Origin of the sequence: Rossellomorea vietnamensis (assembly GCF_001305855.1) — a bacterium.
Lineage (GTDB): Bacteria > Bacillota > Bacilli > Bacillales > Bacillaceae_B > Rossellomorea > Rossellomorea vietnamensis_A.
Genome location: NZ_LIXZ01000094.1, coordinates 1 through 521, shown reverse-complemented (window position 1 = coordinate 521; position 521 = coordinate 1). Strand labels below are relative to the sequence as shown.

The following is a 521-nucleotide window of genomic DNA, read 5'->3' as shown; positions in this document are numbered from 1 at the left end:
TGATGGCATTGATCGTTCCACCGACAATGGTAGCGGCTTGAACTTCATTAACCGAGTTCAGAGTACCAGCGGTGATCGTGGCTCCGAGTACACTGGAGATGGTGCCGTCCAGTAGGTTATTCAGCGTTCCGCCGAGTAGGGTAGCGTTGATATTGCCGCCAGTGATGGTAGCGCTCAGGACATTTTCAATGGTGTTAATGGTTCCCCCAACGATGGTCGCAGCTTGAACCTCGTTCACAGAGTCAAGCGTACCCGCGGTAATGGTGGCGCCAAGGACGCTTTCTACTACATTGAGTGTTCCTCCTGTAACCGTGACAGAAGGAATATCTACGGTGACAGTCCCCGTGATGGCATTGATCGTTCCACCCACAATGGTAGCGGCCTGAACTTCGTTGACCGAGTTCAGAGTACCGGCGGTGATCGTGGCTCCAAGCACACTGGAGATGGTGCCGTCCAGTAGATTATTCAGCGTGCCGCCGAGTAAAGTGGCGTTGATATTTCCACCTGTGATTGTAGCACCG

1 pseudogene is annotated in these 521 nt (G+C 53.2%); it reads right to left on the bottom strand.

Features of this window, described 5'->3' with window-relative positions:
- Positions 1-521, bottom strand: a pseudogene (locus AM506_RS22915) (hypothetical protein); the annotation flags it as partial.